Here is a 25862-nt window from a genome sequence, read left to right as displayed (position 1 = left end):
TCCCTTCCATGTAAGATTTCCCACTCTGTATATAATATGGTATTTGGAATTAAATATCGTGCTATGAAATTTGTTTCTTTCCAATCGCATTTTAAATTAACTTGGTTCGCTAAACTCCCAACAAACGAAGCTTGGAGTACCGAAACTTCTATCGCTCATTTCAGGCATGCTAAGTTAAATGCGAGATCTCATCTAAAACTTTATGCTGTTTCATCCACACACCCACACGGGTACGACAGCTTTTTGCCAAATACCTACATCTTAAATCTTTAAGTGTTTTCTTCTTTTGATTTTAAATGTAATAATGCGCAACCTATCTATTTTATATGGATGACACACAATACTAACTCCTTTGCAAATTTTCAGTTTAAGTTATCCTTATCTGATTCGATTGTTCGCATTTCCCGAAGTATATGATTAAGTGGGTTGCTCTTATCAGCGTTCTCTCTCACCAACCGAATATACTCTTTTAACAGTTGAACTGTTTCTTCATCCTCATAAGCAGCCACCCGGGCTTCAAGTTCATCAGCATACCTGGAAAGTTGTTCGTGCTTGAACCAATTATTTGCATGAACTGAAATATCATTAATGAGAGAATTCCTATGCGCTTGCCTTTTTTGTTCACGTATCTGCTGCTCTTCCCTTAACTCTTTGGCCTGTTTTTCTTCTGTCTCCCGATCATATTCTAAAACCAACTTTTTGTGGTCAAGATGAGCAGATATTTCATTATCGCAGCATCGTTTGTACAACTCAGTAATCATCATTGGAATTTGATTTTCCAACCGATTATTAACAACATCAATGTATGACAAGTAATCTGATGGCATATTTTCGGAATCATAATAATGCCTTCCTTTGTATATTCGCCAATTGATTTGAAGCCTTCCGTCAAAAACCATTTCATATAGCGGCTTAAACTCTGTCTTTTGATCAGCGAGGTATCGCCGCTTCGATTTGCACTCACATAAGTCAAAAGATATGGTGGTTCCCAATAGCGTTATATTGATATTGTCTTTATCCCCTCGATCAACTGAGGTACTGCCCTTTAACTCCCTAAACGCCTTTAAAATAGTATCAACGATTCTATAAGCACGGTTGCGCTGGCTGTTTGAAACGTTAATTGGAATTATTGGTTCATTGTCGCGGTCCTTTACCTTTTCTAACGGATTCCATAGCTTAATGCCCTCACCCCTAAAGGGGTACTCCTTATCTCTTTCTATTCGATACTCCATTTGCACTTTGTGTTTGGAGATTAGCTCATCGTAATCTTGTATCCGTCCCGGTACTGTCAAACCATTGCACCAATTTGTGAAAATCTCCAATGAACCTTGAGCCAGCAAATCAAAGTCGTGCATATTTTCTAATTGCTCAACAGTCAATTCCTCAAGGTCGAGCAATTCAAGTATACCTTTCTTCCTTTTCGACTGAACCTTAGAAGCATTTGCTTCATCACCATGACTCTCGTAACTGAGTATTGTTTCATTATACGGTGGGAGAGGAGGTCGGTCAGCGACAGGCTTTCCTGCTTTGACTTTTGCCCAATATCCATTTGGCGGCCATGGAATGTTCAATGATTTGCATCTTTTACGTAATCCGTTATCTGAAATACCATATCTAACAGCAACCGTTGTCATCGGCTCTGCCCATATTTCCTCATATAGCGTTTGCCTTATCTTCTTTATATTTTGCGACTCACTCATGCTGTTCTCCTCCATCGCAAAATGCAAAACCGCTACGCAACAAATTGTCGACTAATTCTTCCAATTCGGCATCATTAGCGATACTCTTTGGGATTAAATACCGTTTCTGATTATCATTGAATGCCGCACTCAGCATAGTATAGAAATCATCATAGGTGGGGTGTTTAAATTTATGTAAGTAATAAACATCCAGATCCTCACTGATTTCTTTATATTTCGGGCCATAGGATTCTTGAGTTTTGAAATTTGTAATGTTCAGGCATACAATTGAATTTTTGATTTCAGTTAATGCTCCAAATACCTCCCTTTGGCTATAGGAACTGCTCCTCTTGCTTCCAAGCAGAGCCGGAAAATCAATTGAGAATCTCAGCGGAATCTTTCGTTCACGCAATTGAACCTTTAGCTTTATTAAGTCCTCAATAGTATTTAAATAGCTGATTGGTTTCGGTTTCTGCTTCGACTTCTTGTTTTCTAATCCGTTCACAATGGCAACTTTCATTTGAGTATTCTTTTTCATTTTCTTTTCAAGTATGGAGCAACACGAAATAAATATCTCTTCATCAAATGATGCAGTTTTAACCGGAGCAGTCAACTCTAATACTTTTGGCACGCCAAATTCCTTGAATGATGCTTGCAAGGCGGTTATTAATGACGCCATTTCTTCACTATTCTGCCATACACCCGCATATGTTTGGGAAACGTCTACCCGCAAGATATATGCCCTCTCTGGTTTCTTTTTCAAAATGCCGTCAGTCGTAATGATATGCTCCGTCACACAAGATGCATCTTCAGGATAATTGAGACCGGAGCTGCTCACAGGCAACAAGGCATTAACGTTTCTAACAATATTTACTTTTCCTCTAGATACACAAAGGTTGACGTACTCAGGCCAATAGTCGTCATCGTAGACCATTGAAAACAACCATTCATGCATGACAAGCATTTCCAACTCGCCTCTCTTGTTTTCCAAGAATGGTCTATGCTTGTTATCTTCAAAGATGCGGTCAATATTAAACGGATTATTATTGTAACGATGATTGTAGTTATTTACATAGTATGGTCTTTCCCCATAACGTTCTCGTTCATATTTCACATACCTATCGTTGTAGGTATCAGCAAGATTATATGCAAAAGAAAATAAATTGACGCCATATTGTCTGTAGGTTTCCTTTATCCATTTAACGATGTTGTTATCCAGATGAATCATCTCAGACGGACTCAGACCTTCCGTATTATATTGTTTAAGTTCAGCAATAAGTGTTGTGATATTGTTCTCATATTCCTCCATGTTTGCACCTTTGATCTTATGACTGGTGCTAAAGCTCTTTGCCGCAGAAGAGAAGTCATGCTCAGAATAGAAAAACGGGAAATACGGTAAATCCTCAAGCCACTTATCAATCTCTTTATGTATTCTGATTTTGTATTGCATGTAAAAATCCAAAATGAAGTCTTTGCTTTTCGGGTATCTTTTCTCTATCTCTTCTTCAAGTTTGTCCGTTGCATGTTTTAATTTAATTGTCTCAGCATCGCAAGTCTCCATGGTCAAATACTCGTTGAAGTAAGACATAACATATTTCATGACAACGCTCATGTTTTCCGACTGCTTCGTATAATCGAATTCGTCCAGTTTGTCTGATTTTTTCATTTTGGCAATATACTCATCGATTGTTAGCATGTTACTCACTTCCTCATAAATTTTGGGAGAAAATCGTGATGCATATCAATGAAATTATTCCGGACAATCTTTCAATTCTATATTTACAATTATTATACAACGAAATTTCGTTTATTAAATACACAAAAACTCCGCAAAGTCACACTTCAAACCTTGCGGATACGTTGTTTCTATTCTATGGTTCGCTTTAACTTAGCTTGTCTTATCCAGAATACATCAATTGATACATTAAAACCTTGGCAAATTTACTGGCAACCCCAAGACCAGGCAATCTCTGTGAATGTCAATGAATTACTTTTACATTATCATTCACAGCAATCTCCCATGTTCAAGTGCCCAGATATAATCCGGCTCTGTCCCAGCAAGGTGGCTCTCGCGGAGCACATATAATTTAAATAGCATTTAAATCTAGAGAATACAGCCAATTAAATAGGTTATATATCACCCTACAATTAGGTATTAACTGAAGAACTCTTTTCATACTATACTTTCTTATACAACGAAAAATAACAGCAGTTGTAAGTGACAACCGCTGCTATTTGTATATTGTATTTTACATCATTATTCATATATGGTAATAATTGGTGGAGGCGAGGGGACTTGCACCCCTGTATCGAAGAGCTGCCACATAAGCGTCTACGCGTGTGTCCTTTAATTTAAATTTCGCCAGTCTTGACTCCTAAAGGCAAGGATTCAGTTCAGGCTAGCTCGATAATCTTAGCTAATGTCTCCGAGCATTGACATTAGAGCGTCCTACTTAATTGACACCCTGGTTCTTCATCGTAGGTTCTGAAGGCAGGATGCTAGCGGCACTTAAGCAGCTAGAGCGTAATTATTTTCGTTAACTATTAGGTCCACCGTTTAACGAGACCAGGTGGAATCTCGACGCGCAACCTATGCCACCGCTTCCCCGAGCGAGTCTAAAACGCCCCCATGTAAAAGTTCCACATGCATAGTATAACACATTTAAGCATAAAGCAAAGCGAATATCCATGGAATCTTTACATTATTATGGAAAGATGCTCATTTAAGAATGCCTACATTCTTTTAGTTCAATTTTTCCCTCATTATCTTTTTTTCTTTGAACTGCATTTCATTTCTAGTAAGCTTTATTACGATCTCTTAGTGCCCGCTCAATGTCACGTTTACCTTCTCGTTCGGCAAGAGCCTGGCGTTTATCGTAATTTTTCTTTCCTTGACCCACCGCTAATTCTACTTTTGCCATACCCTTCTTCAAATATATTTTAATGGGGATCAGGGTTAGCCCTTGTTGCTGAATTTTGCCAATCAGCTTATTAATTTCGGCACGATGAAGTAAAAGTTTTCGCGGTCTAAGTGGATCATGATTATATCTGTTTCCCTGTTCATAAGGGCTGATATGCATCTGGTGAACCCAAACTTCGCCATTGTCCAAACGTGCATAGCTATCTTTTAAATTTACCCGCCCGCTACGAATAGATTTAATTTCTGTTCCAGTAAGAATGATCCCAGCCTCCACTCGATCTTCGATATGATAATCGTGGAAAGCCTTTCTATTGTCGGCAACAACTTTAATTCCTTCAGAAGGCATACTACTCCTCCTCTCATCTAGTATTTCAGTATAACACAAATTACCTATTTTAACCAAATAATGATATTTTAGAATACTTGAAATCCCTCATGGAATTATAGTTCCAAGGCATCTGATATCCCCTGCATTGCTTCTAAACCAAATCCCAAGAACTCCTCCAAAGAAAGCCCCAGCTCACTACAGGTGAGAATCTGTTCCCGATTTGCTCCCTTCGCAAATGCTTTTTGATCGAATTTCTTGCGAAGAAAGGGAACATCCACCCCCGAAAGCTTCTTATCCGGTCGAATCAGTGCTCCAGCGACAATGAGACCGGTCATAGGGTCAGTTGCGTAGAGGGCCTTATCTAATAAGGAGTTACGTGGGAGTCCGTGCCGCTCATTGTGAACTTTCACTGCATACACCAGCTCTTCCGAAAAACCCATATTCTCTAATATTTCTGCTCCTTTAAGGGAGTGTTCTTCCGGCAGTTCTTTCGTGTCCTCATAATCGATATCATGGAGAAGGCCCGCCATGCCCCACAAATCGGGGTCTTGATCAAAAAGCTTAGCCAAGCGGATAAGGACTGCTTCTGTTGAGATCATATGTTTTAGTAAGTTCTTATTGTCAACATACTTCGTTAATTCCATATAAGCTTCTTCACGCGTCATCATATCCATCTCCAGCTCACTTTCCAAATCAAAATTATTTCCTTACTATAAGAACCTATTTCCCAATTATGTACCCTTTAACGGTAGCTATTATTGGGTTGCACAATTACATCAGTTTATGTCTTTCAAAAATATCCGCTCATGACTGTTGTAATTCCTTCTTCTCGACAAACCTCTGAAGAAATTCATGAACCTTTAGTATAACCTCATCTCGTTCCTGTCCAAGTGTTAAAATATGTCCGGATTTTTCCCAATAAATCACGCCTGGGTTAACCTGCTGAATTTTTTTCCTAATGATTTCAACACTGATAGGGTTAACCGTCAAATCTCTTGTACTTTGCATTAATAAAGCAGGGCACTTAATTGTATGAAGTTTACTGCGCACCTGGCGAATCCCTCTATTCAAAGAAATCAGGGCATCCACCGGAATCCGTTCATAGACAAAACGCTCCCTTTTTGGTTCTGTTACTGATGAGGCTGCTCTTGATTTAGCTACGGATGCAACTGGTTTTGATCTTGGTTTTTCAACATACGTCATAAAGGGTCTAACGAACCGGAGGAAACGAGTTCTCCGGTCAGCAAGTATCATTGGAGCATTCATAGTAATCAGCCCATCGATTATGCCTAGAGTTCCTAAATGAAGTGCTAACAATCCTCCCATCGACAGTCCTACTCCGATGACAATATCACAAGACTCCCTCAGCTTTCCAACCCCAACTTCGGCGTCTTTAGCCCAGTCCTCCCAGTTCGTTTTTGCCATCTCCTCAGGGCTTGTTCCATGCCCTGAAAGTTTCACTCCAAGGACTGACCAGCCAAACTTAGTTAAACCTTCACCCATTAAACGCATTTCTGAAGGAGATCCCGAAAAGCCATGAATGAGCAAGCAGCCTACACGGTTTCCTGGGAAATAAAAGGGCTCTACTAAGCGTCTTTGTGGTTCCACCAAAGCACCTCCTTAGTCGATGTGCGATACTCAAATATCCGACCGGACTACTATTATTTTGTGAAAAAACACGAGCAAACTGTAAACCCTCGGTTAAAGCTGAACATCGAGGCTTCAATAACGCAGAATCAAATAATGAGTTTGCTAGAAGGATCTATGTGTCAGAGAAGCAATATCCTCTCCGCTAAGTTTTCTATGGATAGGCCTTGGCGATAACCTCCATTGGAGATTATCCTCACTTAAAAACTATCCTTATTCAAGAAGTCAGAAACTCATATTTTTATAGAAAAAATATTATCCACAATAAAGAATAGCACAGAAGGGCACCTCATACGAAGTGCCCCTCATTGATTTTGGTACAGTATAAAGAAGCCAATCTAACCTCTGAGACTTAAGCAATAATAGCTAGTCCTAAAGAACTTAGTAAGAAGACACCCGCTAAAACTCCTGTGAGTTTGGCGAATAATTCGTCCATACCTTTCTTCTTACCAAAGATAGCTTCGCCAGCGCCAGTAATAGTTCCCGATAATCCTGCACTTCTTCCAGACTGAAGCAGTACTGCTGCAATCAGTCCTATCGAACTGAGGATTAAAAGAATTATTAAAGCAATTTGCAAAATAATTCACCCCCCTAAGATAACCCTTTGTTATATTATCACTACAACTTTGTAAATTATCAATAGGCTCATTTTAGCACAAGCGCCTGCAAAACTCAATCAATCCATGAATAGGGGGGTTGAATTGGGGTATGTATTTGCTTTCTGCTAACTTGCCTAGCTATTATCTCGCTAAAGCTTTGCGACCGCGATACACAGCGCTTTCTCCAAGTTCCTCTTCGATTCGGAGGAGCTCATTATATTTGGCAACCCGTTCTGTCCGAGCAGGAGCCCCTGTTTTAATCATGCCTGCATTGACAGCCACGGCGATATGCGCTAGGGTAACGTCTTCAGTCTCACCGGAACGGTGTGAAACTACTGACGTATATCCTGCGCGTTTGGCCATTTCGATGGCATCCAAGGTTTCCGTCAGGGTTCCGATTTGGTTAAGCTTAATAAGAATCGAGTTGGCACACTTCTCTTCAATCCCACGGGCCAAGCGTTTTGGATTGGTAACAAACAAATCGTCACCGATAAGCTGCACCTTGTCTCCCAAGCGCTTAGTCAGGTTGTGCCAGCCTTCCCAATCCTCTTCATCCAGGCCGTCTTCAATGGAAAGAATCGGATAGCGCTCGATCAGACCCTCATAATAATCAATCATCTCGTCCGATGTCTTCTTAACCCCTTCCCCGGCTAAATTATAGATTCCATTTTCGTAAAGTTCTGTTGCTGCCACATCAAGGGCTAAAGCAACGTCTTCACCCGGCTGATACCCTGCTCTCTGAATGGCATCAACTATGCATAACAACGCATCTTCGTTGGACTCTAGACTAGGTGCAAAACCGCCTTCATCCCCAATTGCGGTGGCAAGAGATTTCTCCTTGAGAACGGCTTTAAGACTGTGGTACACTTCTGTCCCCATGCGAAGGGCCTCGGCAAAGCTTGAGGCTCCGACGGGCATTATCATAAATTCTTGAATGTCCACATTATTATCAGCATGTTTACCACCGTTCAAGATGTTCATCAAAGGCACGGGCAGTTCTTTAGCATTTACCCCACCTAAATATTGATAAAGAGGTATTCCTAACGACTCTGCTGCAGCTTTAGCTGCCGCTAAGGATACTCCGAGAATTGCATTGGCTCCAAAATTCCCTTTGTTTTCAGTTCCGTCAAGTTCAATTAACACTCGATCTAAGCCGGGTTGGTCAAATGGATTCAGTCCCTCTACTTCTGGAGCGATAGTCAGATTAACATTCTCAACCGCCTTCAATACTCCTTTACCCATGTAACGGGTATCATCTTCATCCCTAAGTTCAACAGCTTCAAAAGCCCCTGTTGAAGCACCTGATGGAACCGCTGCACGACCTATGATTCCATCTGTGAGAACGACATCGACTTCTACTGTTGGATTCCCCCGTGAATCCAGAATCTCGCGTGCATAGACATCTGTAATAAAGCTCATTGATCAATGTCCCCCTTTTTTATTAGAAATCCCAACTGAGGAGTTTCTAGCTTAATTAAAATATTAGAAAAACTTAGCTAGCGAAAACGCAGGTGCAAGCGGCAGCCTAAGTTGCACTTATACGTTGGCCATGACTCGAACTTAGTTCGGGATCAAAGGGCCACCACGATGGCAAGGTGCCGTGATGGTTGAATGCCTCTAGAGCCTATTGGATAGGATAGAACATATCTGTCTATGTCTTAAGCCTCGTGAATTCCAAGGCTAGTAAATAGCTTAAGATTCGAGCAATGACTTTCCTGTCATTTCCTTAGGAACGGGAATTTGAAGTAGTTTTAAGATAGTGGGAGCCACATCGCACAATGCTCCACCATTGCGCAGTGCTTGTCCTTTATACCTTTCATCAACAAGAATAAACGGTACACAGTTAGTGGAGTGGGCAGTTATGGGGAACAATGTCTTAGGATCCACTTTTTCTTCGGCGTTCCCATGATCCGCAGTCACGAGGAGGGTAGCATTCATTTTTTTAAGTTCCTCATAAATTTGGCCCAAACATTGGTCGACCACCTCTACTGCTTTGACTGTTGCCTCAAACATCCCCGTATGTCCCACCATATCCGGGTTAGCAAAGTTCAGAATGATCACATCATAAGTCGATTCCCGCAGCTGTTTGAGGACAACTTGAGTTATTTCCGTGGCGCTCATCTCAGGCTGCAGGTTATAAGTAGCGACTTTTGGCGAAGGAATAAGGATTCGGTCTTCGCCTGGATAAGGTTCTTCAAGCCCGCCATTGAAGAAGAAGGTTACATGGGCATATTTTTCTGTCTCTGCAATTCTCAACTGCTTTAGCCCTTGATCTGAAAGCACTTCTCCTAAGGTGTTGTCCAAATTCTGTTGAGGAAATGCCACAGGCGCAGGAATCGTCTCATCATACTGAGTCATACATACAAAGTGGACATGGGGGCGATTGGGTCGTTCAAATCCTGGAAACTCTTCATCTACAAAAGCACGTGTGATTTCGCGAGCTCGGTCCGAACGGAAGTTATAGAAAAGGACGCTGTCACCCTCTTGAACTCGGCCCACCGGATTCCCATCCTGATCATCGATTACCGTAGGCAACACAAACTCATCGGTGACACGGGTATCATAGGAAAATTCCACTGCCGATAGGGCCCCTGCGGCGTGCTTCCCTTCCCCGTAAACTATCGCCCGATATCCTTTTTCTAGGCGTTCCCAACGCTCATCCCGGTCCATTACATAGTAACGACCGCTTACTGATGCTATCTTTCCCACTCCTAGTTCTTTGATCTTCTCCTCGAGTTTGACAATATAGTCTTTGGCACTCTGAGGTAAGACGTCCCGGCCATCGAGAATAACGTGGATATACACCTTAGTTAAGTCTTTTTTCTTAGCCATCTCCAGCAGTGCGAATAAGTGATCAATATGAGAATGAACCCCGCCATCGGAGAGCAAGCCCATTAGATGAAGTCCCTTGTTATGTACTCGAGCCTGATCCATGGCCTCGAGCAGGACGGAATTCTCAAATAATGTGCCATCCTGAATCCCCTTGAAAATACGAGTTAACTCCTGATAGACGACCCGCCCTGCTCCCATGTTCAAGTGACCAACTTCAGAATTCCCCATCTGTCCACCTGGCAGTCCTACGGCCTCTTCAGATGCCTGAAGGGTAGTATAAGGATAGTCACTTTCCAGATGTTTGAAATTGGGAATATTCGCCTGGGCAATAGCATTGCCTTCAACAGCGTCTCGGCAACCCCAGCCATCTAGAATCATGAGAAAAAGTGGTTTGGCAACTTCCATTACTATATTCCTTCCATGCGGGCCACGAGAGGACCTGCGTTTTTGATAAGCTTGGCAAAACTAAGGGGATCAAGACTTGCCCCACCGACTAGAGCCCCGTCAACATCAGGCTCTTTCATCAGTTCCCCTATATTTTCGGCCTTGACACTTCCGCCATAAAGAATAGGCACTTTCTCTGCGGTTGGTCCCATAAGTTCAGTCAGAGTGGCACGAATCGCGGCACACATTTCTTGGGCGTCTTGACTCGACGCTGTCTTCCCAGTGCCAATCGCCCAGATAGGCTCATAAGCAACTATTATGCGACTCAAATCTTCAATTGATAAGCCGGAAAGAGCGCGAGACACTTGACCTTGCACCCGCTCCACTGCCTGCCCTTCTTCACGAAGGTTTAAATTCTCTCCACAACACAGAATGGGAGTTAATCCTACCGCTATAGCTTGTTGCACTTTCTTAGCAATTTCCTGATCCGTTTCTCCGAACATTTCCCGCCGTTCCGAGTGGCCGATTATGACATATGTACAGGCTACATCAAGCAACATCTGAGCTGAGATTTCTCCGGTATAAGCACCCTGGTCTGCCCAGGCCATGTTTTGAGCACCTATGTGGACAATACTTTCTTCCAGTTCATTCTTAAGGGCATGAAGGGCTGTAAACGGAGCACAAAGGACTATATCCAGATCAGTAACATCCTTAACCTCATCCAAGAACTTTACTGCATAGTCCTCTGCTTCACTTACTGTTTTGAACATCTTCCAGTTGCCGGCGATAACCGGACGTCGATTAGCCACTTTGTTTGATACCTCCATCTTAATAGTAATTTGTATCTTTTGCATTTTAATTATGTAAATAAGCTCAGTTCGATAACGGTTCTTCCCACTCTATGCACAAGGTGCAACAAGAGATCTCCATTCATATAAGTAAACTTTAGATTATTCTTTGTCCTGCAGAGCGGCAACACCCGGCAACACTTTCCCCTCTAGAAACTCAAGTGAAGCTCCGCCCCCTGTAGAAATATGGGTCATGCGATCCGCTACTTTCATTTTCTCTACAGCTGCCACCGAATCTCCTCCGCCAACAATCGTGATCCCGCCGCAAGTTGCGACCGCTTGAGCGACTCGCTCAGTTCCTTTAGCGAAGGCCTCCATTTCAAAAACACCCATCGGGCCGTTCCAAATCACCGTTTTAGCCGTCGAAATGCGAGCTTCAAATTTCTCAGCACTGGCTGAACCTATATCCAGGGCCATTTCATCTTCCCCAATTTCAGACACTTTCACCGTACGATGAGGGGCATCCGCTTGAAAAGCATGAGCTGCGACCACATCAATCGGAAGTTCCAATTCAATCCCTTTAGCCTTGGCTTTCTCAATGAGTTGCTTTGCCAACTCCACTTTTTCCTCTTCAAGAAAGGATTTTCCCACCTTAAATCCTTGGGCCTTAAGGAAGGTATTCGCCATCCCCCCACCGATGATCAGTGCGTCAACCTTTTCCAGAAGATTTTCAATGACGCCGATCTTATCGCTTACTTTAGCGCCGCCGATAATGGCTACAAAGGGACGTTCCGGCCGTTCCAAAGCATTGCCCATGAAGTCAACTTCCTTTTGCATCAGTAAACCGCAAACGGCTGGTATATAGTGCGTAACCCCTTCGGTTGAAGCATGGGCACGATGAGCGGTTCCAAAGGCATCATTGACAAATAACTCTGCCAACCCAGCTAATTCTTTCGCAAATGCAGGATCATTTTTCTCTTCTTCTGCATGGAAACGGACATTTTCTAGTAAAAGGACTTCCCCGTCTTGCAACGTACTGACAGCTTCCATGGCTGCATCTCCAATACAGTCTTTAGCAAAGGACACTGCTTGAGCCAGCTGTTCGCTTAAATGCTCAGCAACAGGCGCTAAAGAATACTTTGGATTAACTTGTCCTTTAGGGCGCCCCAAGTGAGAGGCAAGAATGACACGTGCTCCTTCTCTTACCAGATACAAAATGGTAGGGAGTGAGGCTTGTATTCGTTTATCATTGGTAATTTGTCCTTGCTCATTTAAAGGGACATTAAAGTCTACTCGAACAAGTACTCGTTTTCCACGTACCTCTACATCTTTTACACTCTTTTTGTTCATACAAAAATCCCCTTTCACCTTGATCCAAGGGTTCAGAATAAAGATAAAGAAAACTTGACTAACGCTAAGCCGTCAGGCGATGACCAAGGATTGCTTACTTTACCCCAAGATTCATACTTTCTGACAGTACAAAAATATACCTTAGTATACCGTAGAAAGACCCTTCTTACTCCCCCGGGGAATTAATAATTCCAATTAACCCAACTTATACTAATTCTACACCAAGTTGCCGTTTCCTGCCCAGCAAGGACTAATCATACAGTTCTTCCTGCTCAGTACTGCTTTTAGCCGCCTTAGCGTGTGGATCATTTCACAATATTATAAAATACTAACCGTTCCGTCGTAAATAACCCCTGAAAGGGCATCTACTGTGATTCTTTGTCTCTCAGAAATCTTAGTCAGAGCGTCTTGAATGCCTATAATGGCTGGAATACCGTATTCTAAAGCCGCAATAGCCGCATGTGAGGTCAAACCAGACTCTTTGATTACTAAGGCCCCTGCCTGAGCGATTAGCGGAATAAATCGGGCATCGGTAGAGCCAGAAACAAGAATGTCGCCCTTTTCAAAGGTATCCTGCTCAGGCTGATGGACTATCCGAGCAGTACCCATATATGATTTTCTGCCTATGCCAATTCCTTTCGCCAAGATTCCACCTACCACCTGGACTTTAATCATATTAGTTGTGCCAACCTTACCTACTGGAACCCCTGCCGTAATCACCACAATATCCCCAGTTTTAATGTACTGTTGTTCAATCGCGGCAGTTACTGCCACTGACAATAATTGATCTGTCCCAGAACTTTCCTGAACTACTAACGGTTCTACTCCCCACTGCAAAGTGAGTTTTCGGGCGACCTCAGCAAAGGGAGTGGCCGCTACTATAAGGGCCTTTGGACGATATTTAGAAATCATCCTTGCAGTTAAACCAGATTGTGTCGGGGTTAGAATCGCGGTTGCATTAAGATCTCGGGCAATACTATAGCTGGCGCAGCTAATAGATTCTGCTACATTAAGATGGGAATAGCGAGTTGTCTTATTGGCTAAAAGCGCTGTTTCTGCGCGTTTGGCAATTTTGTCCATCATAATTACTGCCTCAATCGGAAACTGTCCGGCAGCGGTTTCACCTGACAACATAATGGCATCTGCCCCGTCCAAGATAGCATTCGCCACATCGCTGGCCTCCGCTCTTGTTGGACGTGGTTGACGAATCATGGAATCAAGCATTTGAGTTGCAACAATAACTGGCTTACCGAGTAGATTACATTTGCGAATCATCTCTTTTTGATAAACAGGGACTTCCTCTACCGGCACTTCAACTCCTAAGTCTCCGCGGGCAACCATTACCCCGTCAACAACATCCAGAATTAAATCCAGATTATCTATTCCTTCCTGGCTTTCTATCTTAGCAATAATTTCAACAGTTGCTCCCATTTCCTCTACAATCCGGCGCACAGCCAAAATATCGCTTGCTTTTCTCGTAAATGAAGCAGCTATGAAGTCAATTCCCTGAGTAACGCCAAAACGAATGTCATCAATATCTTTTTCCGTAACACCAGGCAATCTAATCGATACTCCCGGGACATTGACACCCTTTTGTGATTTTAGAATCCCCCCATTACGTACTATGGTCTTAATCTCTTCTTGTTGTACCGCCAGAACTTCTAGATCCAACTGTCCGTCATCGATTAGAATATGGGTCCCCGGAACAACATCTAGCCATAATCTTTTATAAGTAATTCCTACTCTTTCCGAAGAGCCAAGAGCAGTTTTCGTATCCAAAATAAACTCCGTACCTTTTTTAAGTGTAATTCCTGACTCAGAAACCCTACCTGTACGGATTTCCGGCCCTTTAGTATCAAGTAAGATTCCTAAATGTTTCCCTGCCTTTAAAGCTTCCTCTTTCAAAACAGATATTCGCGAACCATGTTCTTCATGTGTTCCATGAGAAAAATTCAATCGTGCAACATTCATGCCTGCCGTAAACAAACGTTGGATTTTTTCTCTGGATTCGCAGGCCGGACCAATCGTACAAATAATTTTTGTCCTTCTCATTACAGTACCTTTCTTATACCATCCATATTATCCTTAGCGGGCAAGCCTAAAACATCCTATCGACAAAAGCCCACGGCCCTGTACGAAATACCATCGACCGAGAATTGATTTCGTCGAAGCAGCCTATCCCAAAAATGAACTCTTTGCGGGAGGACTCTCCCCCCTATAGTTGGGTGGAACTCACCCGATTTTTTTGAAGTAAAGTGGGAGAATCTTAATAGTACATATCCCATAGATGCCGCAAACTGGTAGATACAGCATCGATCCCCTTTGACAAGGCAAGCCTTACGTCTTCTTCAGTTTTCAATAGACCTCCCCCGAGAACCGGGATACCCAGAGCATCCTTCATATCTTGAATTACAAAGCGCGGGACGGTTGCTGGTAAAATTTCAACCGCGTGCGGTTTCACTGTGGATGCCATCTTAATACCTGTTTTAACAGACTCTGAATCCAATACAAACAAGCGTTGAATTACTGTCATCCCTTCTGCACTGGCAAATTTGACCAAGTTCGGTTTAGTCGTAACAAGCCCTCGCAGGCCCATTCTCGCAAGTAAGTGTATCCCGGCTTTATCCTTACCCACTCCTTCGAGCATATCGAGATGCACCATTAAAATCTTATTATCCGCTTGAATCTTTTTTATTATTGAGGGTAGTACATTAATGTCTGCACCCAAAAGAAAGATTGTACCAATATTGGGATGGTGAATTGCCTCATTCAGATCCTCTATTTTTCGAATGGTTGCGCCAATTTTCTTATCTAACATAATGGTTTTCAAAAAATCCATTTGGCCATCCCCCTAGCACTCAAATAAAGAATGGTTTACCCTCTAGCCTTTTGCGAGAATCAGCTTGACTAAATCCAAAATGCGGTTCGAATAACCCCATTCATTATCATACCATGCCAACACTTTAACCATGCGTTCCCCAATCATCATCGTGGATAATCCATCGATGATTGAGCTGGCCGGGTTACCATTAAAGTCACGGGATACGAGGGGTAATTCCGTGTACTCGAGATATCCTTTTAATTTGCCCTCTGCCGCTTGACGTAAGGTTGAATTTACTTCTTCTTTGCTTGTTGACTTGGATAAATTTGCGACGAAATCAACTAAAGAAACATTCGGTGTTGGAACTCTGACAGCTAATCCATTCATTTTGCCTGTTAATTCTGGAATGACTAACGTAACTGCTTTGGCAGCACCCGTGGTCGTCGGAATCATAGATTGATAAGCCGCTCGAGATCTGCGCCAATCTGAGTGTTCCAGGTCTAAAATACGTTGATCATTGGTGACTGAATGAGTTGTAGTCATCATTCCTTGTTCGATCCCAAAAGCATCCAGTAGAACTTTGGCCACGGGCGCGAGACAATTCGTAGTACAAGAAGCATTAGAAATAATATGGTGGTTCAGTGGATCATAGCTATCATCGTTAACTCCCATGACAACAGTAATATCTTCATTTTTGCCGGGAGCAGAAATAACAACTTTTTTAGCGCCAGCTGTTAAGTGTTGAGCGGCAGCATCACGCTTCGTGAAACGTCCGGTCGACTCAATTACAATATCTACTCCCAGCTTACTCCATGGTAAATCCAAAGGGTTTCTCTCAGCCAAAATTTCGATACTTTTCCCGTCTACAATCATCCTGTTTTTATCAAGCTCCACCGAATTCGGAAGAACTCCGTGAACTGAATCATACTTGAACAAATGAGCTAATAAATCCGGACTTCCTAAATCATTAATCGCCACCACTTCAAACGGAAGGGATTTATTCAGGGCGGCTCGCAATGTAAGCCGACCAATTCTGCCAAATCCATTAATCGCTACTCGTACACTCATTTAAATAACCTCCTAAATTTCAAACTAATTTGTCCATCACAACGATATATTCGTCTTTAATCTATCAGACGATATGCTTTAGCCAGGATGTGTACCGGATGCTCAGTAGGGATTCCAGTACCATGCACAATTTGCACTTTACATACACCGCATTCTGTCGTCATACTTTGGAAATCGCCGTGTTGGGAACCTACATTAATTGCTTCAAATAGGCCGCTTCCGATTTTCATAGCTTTTTCATATTTTTCAGCCTTAAAACCGTAACTGCCTGATAAACCACAACATCCTGCATCGATATTACGGATTTTCACTCCCGGGATTAACCCCAAAATCCGCAGTGCTGGCGTTCCGATCCCTTGTGCCTTTAAGTGGCAGGGGGGGTGGTAACCGTAGGATGCCCGGACCTCCTGAAAGTCAAGGGGCAGTTCCCCTTTTTCATGGAGTTGCCACAGGAATTCAAACAAATCATAGGCCTGCGCTCCAATGAGCTGAGCCGATCTTGTCTCCAATTTTGGATAATCTTCTTTCAGTGTTAAACCGCAACTCGTACAGGATGTAATAACCGGTATGCCTGCTTCTAGATAGGGCCGCATTAACTCTAAATTATAACGACCATTTTTGTCGGCCTTTCCAAACTGGCCGTTAGCCTCTAAGGGTAAACCACAGCAATGGAAATCAGGAACTATCGTTTTATATCCCAGATGCTCTAAGAGTCGAATTAGGATACGCCCTGTATCCCCTTCATTAAATCGCGTATAACAACCAGGGAAATAAACAACCTGTTTGTTGGTATTTGTACCAATTCCGACTTTATCCGGCTGTATCTTTAGTGGCTTTCCGTACGCAGGTAAAGGTCCATTCTTGCTGATAGACAATGTTTTATCGAGAGCTAAGCGCACTAATTTAATCTTTAAAACTTGATTAGTCAGAGTGGGCCATATAACTCCAAGCTTGCCAAGGTATTCATTCCGACCCAAAATATACCCTCTCAGGCCCAACCTTAATCCCATTGTATTCTTATGCCGTGCTTTACTAGCAGCTCTTCTTGCCCCGAGAATCATCTCCGTTATTTTGACGCCGGAAGGGCACGTTAACTCACAGGTCTTACAATTACTGCAATCATCCAACGTTGTTTCATCCAGATTAATTTGACCCTTACGAAAACGTTCCATATCCGGGCCTAAACCTTTCGGGCCGATGAAACGCGGATTAACTTTAGCCACCGGGCATTGAGCAGTACACATATTACATTTTTGACAAGCATCCAATCTAGCTGCCAATTCATCTCTTGAATCCACAGTCAAGTCTCCCCCTTTCCTTATAAATGCTTCGTCAAACTAAACTAATTCAGCTGCAGCGTAACCGGATGTAACCGATACCCCTCCGCCACATCTTTGGGTCCAAGGATCCCAGTGGGCAAGCATTCTTCCGACGACATGGACATTATCCCACACCACTTCTCCACGTTCGGGATCAAGCGGACGCATTAATTCATCTGTTTCTACGCCGATCTGGGCAAAGGGTTGAGAAGCAAAGAACTGGGGCTCACTCCATTCTTTCGGTACAAATAGAGGCAGATCAAAAACCCCTTCGTGTATCGATTTTCTTGCCATACCAACTTTGATTCCCCCTCCTAAGAGCCCGCCTGTAGCTAGGATAAACTTCTTGCCTTTTAAACAAAGCGATTTACCCTTGCTATTCACTATAACTTCCTGACACGTCCTAGCCTTATTTTCCGACGGTGACTCTTGGTTCAAAGATACTGCACGAGCCCCGATCATTAATTCACCGCCTAAATCAGTGAACCTATGCTTCAGATATTCCGCAAAATAACGGCCATGCGGACTAGGCACAAATGAACTCATTTCCAAGACCGGCAGAGAGAATTCCTCTATACAAGGTTTTGTGCGAGAAAAATCAACGTACTCCTTTACCAAACTAGGCAACACCACGATGATTTTCTCCTGGGGCTTGTTCCCAACTTGATACTGTCTTTTAATCTCTTCAATTTCATGGGCGAGAACTCTTTGCCCCTCTTCTGACCTCCAGATAGCCGAATAATCTATGCTTGATACACTTTTACCCAGTTTGACCCACTCCGCAAGAGCATCCACTCGCATCCTCTTTGCACTTACCTGCCAACCCGGGAATTCTCTAGCCATGTTAGTCATCACAACCTCTGGAAAGAAATCTTTCAATCCTTCGGGCACTAAGAGTACGAACCTCCCCTGCTCCTGTCGATCCGGAAGAATCATGCTGCGAGGCATGAGATCGCCTTGACGCACGGTACCTAAGACAGTGAAGGCAGACTGTGGTGTTTCATTTATAATATACTCCGGACAGATCTCTTGAACGAAGTGTTGGCCCTGAGCAATATCCTCTGAATTAAATAATGTATAGGGATGTTTAGGCAAATGACGCAAACCCTCGATATCTCCATAATCAAAAATCCCCGAGAAATAAAAGAGTGTTCCGACCCCTTCCGTGACTAAAAGCACCTTTTTACCCCGTTGGGCGGCTCGTATCCCTGCTATCCAACCGGCCAAGCCGCCCCCCACCACTACGGCATCCCACATCTCGTTCACCCCTCACTTTCTTCGGCTTTTAGATCCAGAACGTTTAAAAATAAGGCACGTGCTAATTCACTTTCACGAAGTTGCTCTCCCCAAAGTACTGGAGTAATCCCTCGCCAACGTTCTGCCAATAGAAGCCGATATTCTTTTACGGTTCTCTCCCACCCGCCGAACGCTTCCTGAATCATAGGGGTCGCTCTATAGGAGCAGTAGGCACCTTGACACGTCCCCATTCCTAACCTGGTCTGACGCCGAAGATCATCAAGGGAGTTAACTGCAGGATCTTGTAAGGCATGAATAACTTCCGCTTGAGTGACCATTTCACATTCGCAGACAAACTGCCCAAGCAGCGGTTGACGAGCTATCGCTTCAACGACGGCTCCAGCTTGTTCATTTAACCGTTCCATCATTTTGTTCGCAGCGGCAACCCCTATTAATTGACGAGCTTTATCCCAAACTTCTGCAGGTTGTTCATTGAGCAAGGGTTCTTCTGCGGTTCGGCATGCTGTATCCACCCCTAATTTAGCGGCAACCCAATCGGAAACTTTCTCAGCCATCAAACGATAAGTCGTTAATTTACCACCTAGAATACTAACGAGCCCCTGAACTCCATCCATCTTTTGATGATCTATGATGACAAAATTGCGGCTAACCCCTCGCCCTTCCTGATCTTGGTCTTCAACACTTTCATACAAAGGGCGAATACCAGCGAAGGACCGAACAATACGCTGTTGTTCAATCCCTTCCAACAAGTTTTGGCCCAATTCGATCAAATACGTTATATCTTGCTCATCGACCTGATGATCATCCGGCAATTCCACCGTATGTGAAGTCGTCCCAAAAACAGTCACAGTTTGATGTGGTACAAAAATATCACCATCACCCGGTACCCGCAAACGGTTAATCACACGATTAAACAAGCGTTGGTTAAACACAAGCAGAGACCCTTTATCTTTTAGAACATCAACATTAAAACCTGCCATTGCTGCGATTTCAGCAGACCAAGGACCTGCAGCATTTACCACTATTTCGCTGCGCACTCTCAGCGTTTCACCGGTGATGAGTTCTTCGGCATAGACTCCAATCACTCGCCCATTTTCTAACCAAAGCGATTGAACTTTACAGTACGTTTGATACGTTCCTCCATATTTTTCTGCAGATTTCACGTTCGACCATAGCAATTTAAAACCATCAACTGTAGCATCGGGCACTTCGAAAATCCGTGTTGCCTGTCTTGTTAACAAAGGTTCTAGACGAAACCCCTCTTCAAGCGGAACCTCCCTAACAGGTATTCCCACTTGATCACACCCTTGAAGCCAAAGCTCCAAATAGTTTGGATCATCCCCTTTTAAAAATACAAACCAACCATAGGTATCTTCAATGCAGTGTGCTGCAATGGTTTTCAATATTGTATTTTCCTCAATACACTCTTGAGCTGCTTTATCATCTTTGACTGCATAACGCCCGCCACTATGCAAAAGACCGTGAAATCGCGAACTCGTCCCATGTGCCAAGTCTCCTTGTTCTAACAAGAGCGCTGGTATTCCACGCATACTTAGGTCTCTCAATATACCAACCCCTGTTGCTCCTCCTCCGATTACTACAACTTGAGTACTGATCTCACGCATCCCTATTTCCTCCTTTGCTCGAAATTAAGAAGCACCAAAGAAACCGTTGTATCTCAATGGTTTCTTTGGTGGCTTCACTTATTCTCCGAGCCGCCTTATACAATTTTCTTCACTAACCTCAGATCTCTTGCCATCGCTTCAGCGTCAGAGTCTGGGTTTAGTGCTTAGTCATCTTCCCAATCCTTAGTTCGCTCAACTGCCTTCAGCCAGCCCTTATAGAGTTTCGCCTTCTTCTCTTCTTCCATATCAGGTTCAAAACGCCTATCAAGTAACCAACGGCTCGCCAGCTCTTCTTTGCTCTTCCAGAAGCCAACGGCTAAACCGGCTAAATAGGCTGCTCCCAAGGCTGTTGTCTCAATGATTTCCGGTCTGTCCACTCGAGTTCCTAAAATATCTGCTTGGAACTGCATGAGCAGGTTGTTGGCGACTGCGCCTCCATCGACTCTTAAGGACTTTAAGGATATTCCTGAATCGGCCTCCATGGAACCCAAGACATCTTTGGTTTGATAAGCCAAGGAATCCAAAGCCGCACGAATAATATGGTATTTTGTAGTTCCGCGAGTCAGTCCGAAAATACCTCCTCGAGCGCGCATATCCCAATAAGGAGCGCCCAGGCCAACAAACGCTGGAACAAAATAAACTCCATCTGAATCTTTAACTTTTTTAGCATAATACTCGGAATCTGGTGCAACATCAATTATTTTCAACCCATCGCGCAACCACTGGATCGCGGCACCGGCAATAAAAGTACTGCCCTCTAAGGCATATTCTACCTTACCATCAATGCCCCAAGCAATAGTGGTTAATAAGCCATGTTTCGAGGTGTAAATCTTACTTCCCGTATTCATGAGCATAAAGCAACCTGTGCCATAGGTATTCTTGGCATCCCCTGGCTCATAACACGCCTGCCCAAACAATGCCGCTTGCTGGTCACCGGCAACCCCTGCGATAGGAACCTCAAAACCCAAGAATACCCCTGCATCTGTATTACCATAGACTTCACTGGAATTGCGAACCTCGGGCAACATTTTCTGTGGCACATCAAGCATTTCCAACAGTTCTTTATCCCAATGCAACTCTCGGATGTTAAACATCATGGTTCGGGAGGCATTCGAATAATCTGTGACATGCACTTTTCCACCGGTAAGTTTCCAGATTAACCATGTATCCGTTGTACCAAACAGCAACTCGCCCTTCTCTGCTTTGGCACGAGCTCCTTCAACATTATCTAAAATCCATTTTACCTTAGTTCCAGAAAAATAGGCGTCAACAACAAGACCTGTCTTTTCTCGAACCACATCTTCATAACCCTTAGCTTTTAAATCGTCGCAAATGGTCGTTGTCCTTCGACACTGCCACACGATGGCGTTATAGACTGGTTTTCCCGTATTTTTATCCCAGACCACCGTGGTTTCACGTTGATTTGTGATCCCGATTGAAGCAATCTCATCGACTTTAATGCCCGTTTTTGCAATGAGTTCAGCAATAACTCCATACTGCGTGCTCCAAATTTCATCAGCATCATGCTCAACCCAACCTGCCTTAGGGTAGATTTGAGTGAATTCCTTTTGAGTCACTCCCACAATCTTACTTTCTTTATCAAAAAGGATTGCTCGGCAACTAGTGGTACCTTGATCAAGAGCCATAACATACTTTTTCATGGTGAATCCTCCTTATTTAATTATATTGAAGGTTTTCAAGAGTTACTAGCCCACGTACACTATTTTATATAGAAAAGCGCCAAGCACTCCACCTATGACCGGACCGACAACAGGCACCCATGAGTATGCCCAATCCGACTTTCCTTTTCCCGCTATTGGCAATAAGAAGTGGGCAATTCTGGGGCCTAAATCACGAGCCGGATTGATTGCGTAGCCCGTAGGTCCCCCAAAGGATACCCCAAGTCCCCATACCAAGAATCCCCACAAAAGTGGATTAAGTCCTGTAGCCGTGGCTGTTTCAGAAATTCCAATAGCAAGTCCTACAAAAACCAAGATAAAGGTACCTATCATTTCAGTCAACAGGTTCGCAGGATAATTTCGGATTTGTGGTGCCGTACTAAAAACGCCCAACTTTAGGCCAGGATCTTCAGTTGCTTCCCATTGGTTCAGATAAGCTAGGTAAACTAACACTGCGCCGATAAATGCCCCCAAGAACTGAGCCGCAATATAGATTGGCACCTCTGCCCAAGGAAATTGCCCAATTGACGCTAAGGCAATCGTTACGGCCGGGTTTAAGTGTGCTCCACTGATTGGAGCTGTGGCATAAATCCCCAAAAGAACTCCGACTGCCCACCCTAAGGTAATCATAAATGTGCCACCGTTATTTCCATTAGTCTTGTTTAATAAAACGTTAGCAACTACCCCCGAACCAAATAAAAGGATAATCATAGTACCTATCATTTCAGCTATAAATTTTGCTTCCATCTCAACATTCCTCCTCAATTTCAATTTTCGTCGGAATTTTAATCAATTTTTTAATCTCAAATTTCCCTTTCTTTTTAGAGCTTTATTTTTAAATTATCTCCCCCTTCATCACGATTGGTACATCCTGGTTAAATAAGGATAAATCATCCTAACCTAAGTCAACTGCTAGCAATCCGTTAGTTAGAAAAAATAAAAGCCGAATTATACTAGTCATTCGTCATACGAATTTACTAGTATAATCCGGCTTCTCTAATACTCTAGCCTTAATATATAATTATTCTCTGGTCATTAACGCTTGTACGCCCGTCTCTAATATCAGTATATTCTATCTTTTCCCCCATTTCAATACCCTAACAACATAAATTTCGGAAAATTTGCATTCCTTATTTTTCCTTAATCGAAAGCTTTCTAATTATCCCTTGCCTAATCCTTAATATCTCTTCCTGACCGTCGTCGCCGCAATTCCTAACTCATCACGGTACTTTGCAACTGTCCGTCTAGAAATCTCCATATCTCTAGCCTTTAGGAGGTCTGCTAATTTCTGATCAGAGTAAGGGCATTTAGGATTCTCTGAGGCGATGATGTCACGCAGAACTAATTTAATAACATCAGTAGTTACGCCTGAGTCATTTTGAGTACCACGCCCCATACTATTAGCAAAGAAGAATTTGAATTCGAAAATACCACGGGGAGTTTGAACGTATTTATGGGCAGTTGCTCGGCTGACCGTCGACTCATGAACTCCAATTTCTTCTGCGATATCTCTTAAGGTAAGCGGTTTTAGATGACGAATTCCACTGCGGAGGAATTCATTTTGCCATTTTACGATAGCATCCGCGACTTTATAAAGAGTTAGACGACGTTGCTCAATACTTCGTATGAGCCAGGCAGCGGCGTTTAATTTCTGTTCGACAAATTTGCGAGTGTCAGTTCCCTCATCCTGGCTCAAGGCATCACGGTATGCCTTATTGACTCCTAAGCGCGGGACAGTAATATCATTAACAAGAATAATGAATTCTCCTTCAATCTCTTCAATGACAACATCAGGGACTATATAACGAACTTCCCCCGGGCCTGAAAAACGGAGACCCGGTTTAGGGTCGAGCTTCCGAACTGAGTCAGCCAATTCTTGAACTCGACTTAGGGAAACTTTCAAAGCGTGGGCAATTCGTTGCAACCGTCCTGCTGCCAAGTCTTCCAAATGCTTTAAAAACTCTGGTAATTCAGGAGGGCAATTTATCAGGAGAGGTAATTGCAACGATAGGCATTCCTCTAAATTCCGGGCCCCAACACCCAAGGGATCCAGACTCTGGACTGCTGTCAACGCGTCTTCGACCTCTGCGAGGGAAACATTCATTTCCCGAACAATAACGTCTAACGACAATGTAAGATATCCTTTGTCATTCAGATTCCCAATAATATATTCAGCGATATCTAAAGAACAGGTGACCTTTTGAACATGGAGTTGTTCCAGTAAATGTTCCTGAAGCGTCGGGGCAGCCGCAATAAAGGGATCAAACCGTTGTTTGTCTTCTGTAATCACTCGTTCTTGGCGAACCCGATTTTCATCCTGATCATGAAAATAATCCTGCCAGTCAACTTCCCATTTGTCAATGGGCGGGCTTTCCTCCACCACAGGGGGCTCTGCTTCTTTACTGTCCGTACTTTCTTCTAGATTTTCCAGTAAAGGATTCTCCAAAAGCTGTTCCTCAACATACGTGGAAAGATCAAGTGCGGACAACTGCAAAATCGTAATTGCCTGGCGTAATTCTGGGGTCATAATGAGTTTTTGGGTTTGCTCGAGACTCAGACCATAACCTAACCGCACCTTATTCCCCCCTATATCTATATTTATTCTATCCTTCCATGTTTTAAGTTCCTATCTTCTGGTTCCTGATTCGATCTGCTAACTCATCGATTTTTCTCATTCGATGATTGACTCCAGATTTCCCTACCTTAGGTCGCAACATTTCTCCAAGTTCTTTTAAACTGGCTTCCGAGTAAGCTAACCGCAACTCAGCTATCTCTCGCAAGGTGGGTGGCAAAGACTGAATCCCAATCGTATCGGCTATAAACTGAATGTTCTCCAATTGGCGTACAGCCGCATCAACAATTTTATCAAGATTAGCAGTCTCGCAATTAACTAGGCGATTAACTTGATTTCGCACATCTTTAAGAACTCTAACATTTTCAAATTCTAATAAAGCATGATGCGCTCCGATGAAACCAAGAAAATCCACAATATGTTCACTCTCTTTGAGATATACCACATACCAATGCTTGCGCATGCTCACCTTGGCACCTAGTTTAAATCTATTGATCAATTGACATAACTCTTTGGCATGTTGTTCATCATTACTGACAATTTCAAGATGATAGGTCCCTTCAGGATTATTGATCGAACCCCCGGCTAAGAAAGCTCCCCTCAAATAGGCCTTTTGATCACAACGCTTTTTAATAAGATCCGGTGCAATTCCCAGGTAAATTTGGCCCTTATTATCAACCAGACCTAAGCTCTGTAAGTCTTCTAATCCTCGGGGATGGATTCTAACCAGGTATGAATTGTTTTTGCGAAGTCTCAGCTTGCGTCGTACCACAATATCCACCTGGCGCTTTAGAACATCTTTGGCTAAACGATAAATCTTACGAGCTACAGGTGCACTCTCTGTGATCACATTCAAAGTATATTGTTGATTTGCACTAATTTGCAGTGTTCCATCCATACGGACCAAAGCCGCCAATTCTGCTAAATCACAACAGGGTTTCTGACTGTCTAAGCGGGCAAGTTCTTCTTTCGTAACAGCACTAAAGGACAATTC

General features: G+C 43.1%; 20 protein-coding genes and 1 other RNA gene. All 21 read right to left on the bottom strand.

Annotation, left to right across the window (positions count from 1 at the left end; genetic code table 11):
- Positions 1-362: 362 nt before the first annotated feature.
- The 21 genes from BUB11_RS02540 to whiA all read right to left on the bottom strand — a co-directional run bounded on the left by BUB11_RS02540 (position 363) and on the right by whiA (position 25859).
- Positions 363-1700 carry a hypothetical protein gene (locus tag BUB11_RS02540; protein WP_073027616.1) on the bottom strand — a complete coding sequence of 446 codons (1338 nt, stop codon included), beginning with the start codon at positions 1698-1700 and terminating at the stop codon, positions 363-365.
- Positions 1693-3375, bottom strand: coding sequence for a hypothetical protein (locus tag BUB11_RS02535; RefSeq protein ID WP_073027614.1), 1683 nt, complete (start codon positions 3373-3375; stop codon positions 1693-1695). The genes BUB11_RS02540 and BUB11_RS02535 overlap by 8 nt, the downstream gene beginning before the upstream one ends.
- A 582-nt stretch (positions 3376-3957) precedes the next feature.
- Positions 3958-4308: a transfer-messenger RNA gene (gene ssrA / locus BUB11_RS02530) on the bottom strand.
- A 166-nt stretch (positions 4309-4474) separates the two neighbouring features.
- Positions 4475-4945, bottom strand: coding sequence for an SsrA-binding protein SmpB (smpB, locus tag BUB11_RS02525; protein ID WP_073027613.1), 471 nt, complete (start codon positions 4943-4945; stop codon positions 4475-4477).
- Positions 4946-5040: 95 nt separating this feature from the next.
- The gene (locus tag BUB11_RS02520) at positions 5041-5592 is read right to left on the bottom strand and encodes an HDIG domain-containing metalloprotein (RefSeq protein WP_073028186.1); all 552 of its coding nucleotides are present in this window, start codon (positions 5590-5592) and stop codon (positions 5041-5043) included.
- Positions 5593-5731: 139 nt separating this feature from the next.
- Entirely contained in the window at positions 5732-6535 is an 804-nt protein-coding gene (locus tag BUB11_RS02515) for an alpha/beta hydrolase (RefSeq protein WP_073027611.1), read from the bottom strand.
- 391 nt (positions 6536-6926) lie between these two features.
- Entirely contained in the window at positions 6927-7151 is a 225-nt protein-coding gene (gene secG, locus BUB11_RS02510; RefSeq protein ID WP_073027610.1) for a preprotein translocase subunit SecG, read from the bottom strand.
- A 163-nt stretch (positions 7152-7314) separates the two neighbouring features.
- On the bottom strand, positions 7315-8592 hold the full coding sequence (gene eno / locus BUB11_RS02505; protein WP_073027608.1) for a phosphopyruvate hydratase: 1278 nt from the start codon (positions 8590-8592) through the stop codon (positions 7315-7317).
- A gap of 273 nt (positions 8593-8865) precedes the next feature.
- A complete protein-coding gene (gpmI, locus tag BUB11_RS02500; protein ID WP_073027607.1) occupies positions 8866-10410 on the bottom strand; it encodes a 2,3-bisphosphoglycerate-independent phosphoglycerate mutase in 1545 nt (514 codons plus the stop codon).
- A gap of 2 nt (positions 10411-10412) precedes the next feature.
- Positions 10413-11198: a triose-phosphate isomerase gene (gene tpiA, locus BUB11_RS02495; protein ID WP_073027605.1), complete on the bottom strand. Its 786-nt coding sequence runs from the start codon at positions 11196-11198 to the stop codon at positions 10413-10415.
- Between the two features lie 141 nt (positions 11199-11339).
- Complete coding sequence (locus BUB11_RS02490; protein WP_073027603.1) at positions 11340-12527, bottom strand: phosphoglycerate kinase; 1188 nt, start codon at positions 12525-12527, stop codon at positions 11340-11342.
- Positions 12528-12845: 318 nt separating this feature from the next.
- Positions 12846-14579, bottom strand: coding sequence for a pyruvate kinase (gene pyk, locus BUB11_RS02485; protein ID WP_073027601.1), 1734 nt, complete (start codon positions 14577-14579; stop codon positions 12846-12848).
- A 214-nt stretch (positions 14580-14793) separates the two neighbouring features.
- A complete protein-coding gene (locus BUB11_RS02480; protein WP_073027599.1) occupies positions 14794-15366 on the bottom strand; it encodes a glycerol-3-phosphate responsive antiterminator in 573 nt (190 codons plus the stop codon).
- A gap of 42 nt (positions 15367-15408) precedes the next feature.
- Positions 15409-16416, bottom strand: coding sequence for a type I glyceraldehyde-3-phosphate dehydrogenase (gene gap, locus BUB11_RS02475; RefSeq protein WP_073027598.1), 1008 nt, complete (start codon positions 16414-16416; stop codon positions 15409-15411).
- A 56-nt stretch (positions 16417-16472) separates the two neighbouring features.
- Positions 16473-17714: an anaerobic glycerol-3-phosphate dehydrogenase subunit C gene (locus tag BUB11_RS02470; protein WP_073027596.1), complete on the bottom strand. Its 1242-nt coding sequence runs from the start codon at positions 17712-17714 to the stop codon at positions 16473-16475.
- 39 nt (positions 17715-17753) lie between these two features.
- Complete coding sequence (locus tag BUB11_RS02465; RefSeq protein ID WP_073027594.1) at positions 17754-18992, bottom strand: FAD-binding protein; 1239 nt, start codon at positions 18990-18992, stop codon at positions 17754-17756.
- Positions 18993-18997: 5 nt separating this feature from the next.
- Entirely contained in the window at positions 18998-20617 is a 1620-nt protein-coding gene (gene glpA / locus BUB11_RS02460; protein WP_073027593.1) for an anaerobic glycerol-3-phosphate dehydrogenase subunit GlpA, read from the bottom strand.
- A 164-nt stretch (positions 20618-20781) separates the two neighbouring features.
- Positions 20782-22278: a glycerol kinase GlpK gene (gene glpK / locus BUB11_RS02455; RefSeq protein ID WP_073027591.1), complete on the bottom strand. Its 1497-nt coding sequence runs from the start codon at positions 22276-22278 to the stop codon at positions 20782-20784.
- Between the two features lie 45 nt (positions 22279-22323).
- Complete coding sequence (locus tag BUB11_RS02450) at positions 22324-23043, bottom strand: MIP/aquaporin family protein (protein ID WP_073027590.1); 720 nt, start codon at positions 23041-23043, stop codon at positions 22324-22326.
- A gap of 430 nt (positions 23044-23473) precedes the next feature.
- Complete coding sequence (rpoN, locus tag BUB11_RS02445) at positions 23474-24871, bottom strand: RNA polymerase factor sigma-54 (RefSeq protein WP_073027589.1); 1398 nt, start codon at positions 24869-24871, stop codon at positions 23474-23476.
- Between the two features lie 43 nt (positions 24872-24914).
- On the bottom strand, positions 24915-25859 hold the full coding sequence (whiA, locus tag BUB11_RS02440; RefSeq protein ID WP_073027588.1) for a DNA-binding protein WhiA: 945 nt from the start codon (positions 25857-25859) through the stop codon (positions 24915-24917).
- Between the last annotated feature and the right edge of the window lie 3 nt (positions 25860-25862).

This window comes from Desulfosporosinus lacus DSM 15449, from assembly GCF_900129935.1.
Classification (GTDB): Bacteria; Bacillota; Desulfitobacteriia; order Desulfitobacteriales; family Desulfitobacteriaceae; genus Desulfosporosinus; species Desulfosporosinus lacus.
The sequence above is the reverse complement of the archived record's forward strand: the minus strand, read 5'-3'. Positions and strand labels throughout refer to the sequence as shown.